Below are 930 nucleotides of genomic sequence, written 5' to 3' on the forward strand. Positions count from 1 at the left end.
CATTTTACAGTTAATGGCACCAGTAATACGCCGATGAGGATGCATCCCATACTGAAGAATCCCATCCACGACAATAAATTAATATCATTCAGCACATACTGGGTGTAATAGACCTGAATCGCCAGTTTGATATTAAATGCCGCCAGGGTACACAAGTTAGCAATGCATAAAACCAGCAATGGCGGATTCCGAAATATCGCGCAAAATGATTTGAGAATACTGGCTTTATGTCCGGTTGGCGTTGTGTCCACATAATGCTCTTTGACGCCTCTGTAGCACAGCATCATAAAAATAAAGCCGCCAATGGAGAACATAAGTGCCGCACAGGCATAACCGACGGTTGAGTCAGAAAAAAGCGACTGCAACGGAATAAACGCCACGGTACAAATCAATAGCCCTATGGTTGCACCACCCTGGCGGTAAGCCGCGAGCTGCGCGCGCTCATTCGGGTTTTTGGTAATTGCCGGGATCATCGCACCATACGAGCAGTTCATCAGACTGTATGAAAGTCCAAACATCATAAACAGCGCGGTGGCAATCGTCGTTTTAACCGGCAAACAAAAGGTGGTGGCGATAAACTGGAGCGTTGCAATTAACGCCGCCGGAACCGCTGCATATAAAATAAAGGGACGAAATTTGCCTTTAGGCCCAATATTTTTCCGCGAGTCGAGTAAAAATCCGGTGAGCATATCGGTAAACGCGGTAAAAAACTTCGCCACCAGAAAGATAATCCCGCCATAGTAAGCAGGCATCCCTAATTCATCGGTATAAAATTTGAGGAGATACAGAGTACCGATGCAGAGCATTAAATTCGAACCGACGTCGCCCATACCATAGGCGATTTTTTCCCGCAGATTCAGTTTTAATGTCAGTGGATTATGGTCAGACATAATCACTCCTTATAACGCCCCGCAGGGCGTCGTGTATTAT

At 45.9% G+C, this 930-nt stretch carries 1 protein-coding gene; it reads right to left on the bottom strand.

Annotated features, from left to right (window positions below; genetic code table 11):
- On the bottom strand, positions 1 to 890 hold an 890-nt coding region (locus RTW80_RS26110; protein ID WP_312720983.1), incomplete at its 3' end, for a glycoside-pentoside-hexuronide (GPH):cation symporter.
- Positions 891 to 930: the final 40 nt, after the last annotated feature.

Source organism: Escherichia sp. AM3, assembly GCF_032029835.1.
In the GTDB taxonomy this organism is placed as follows: Bacteria; Pseudomonadota; Gammaproteobacteria; order Enterobacterales; family Enterobacteriaceae; genus Escherichia; species Escherichia coli.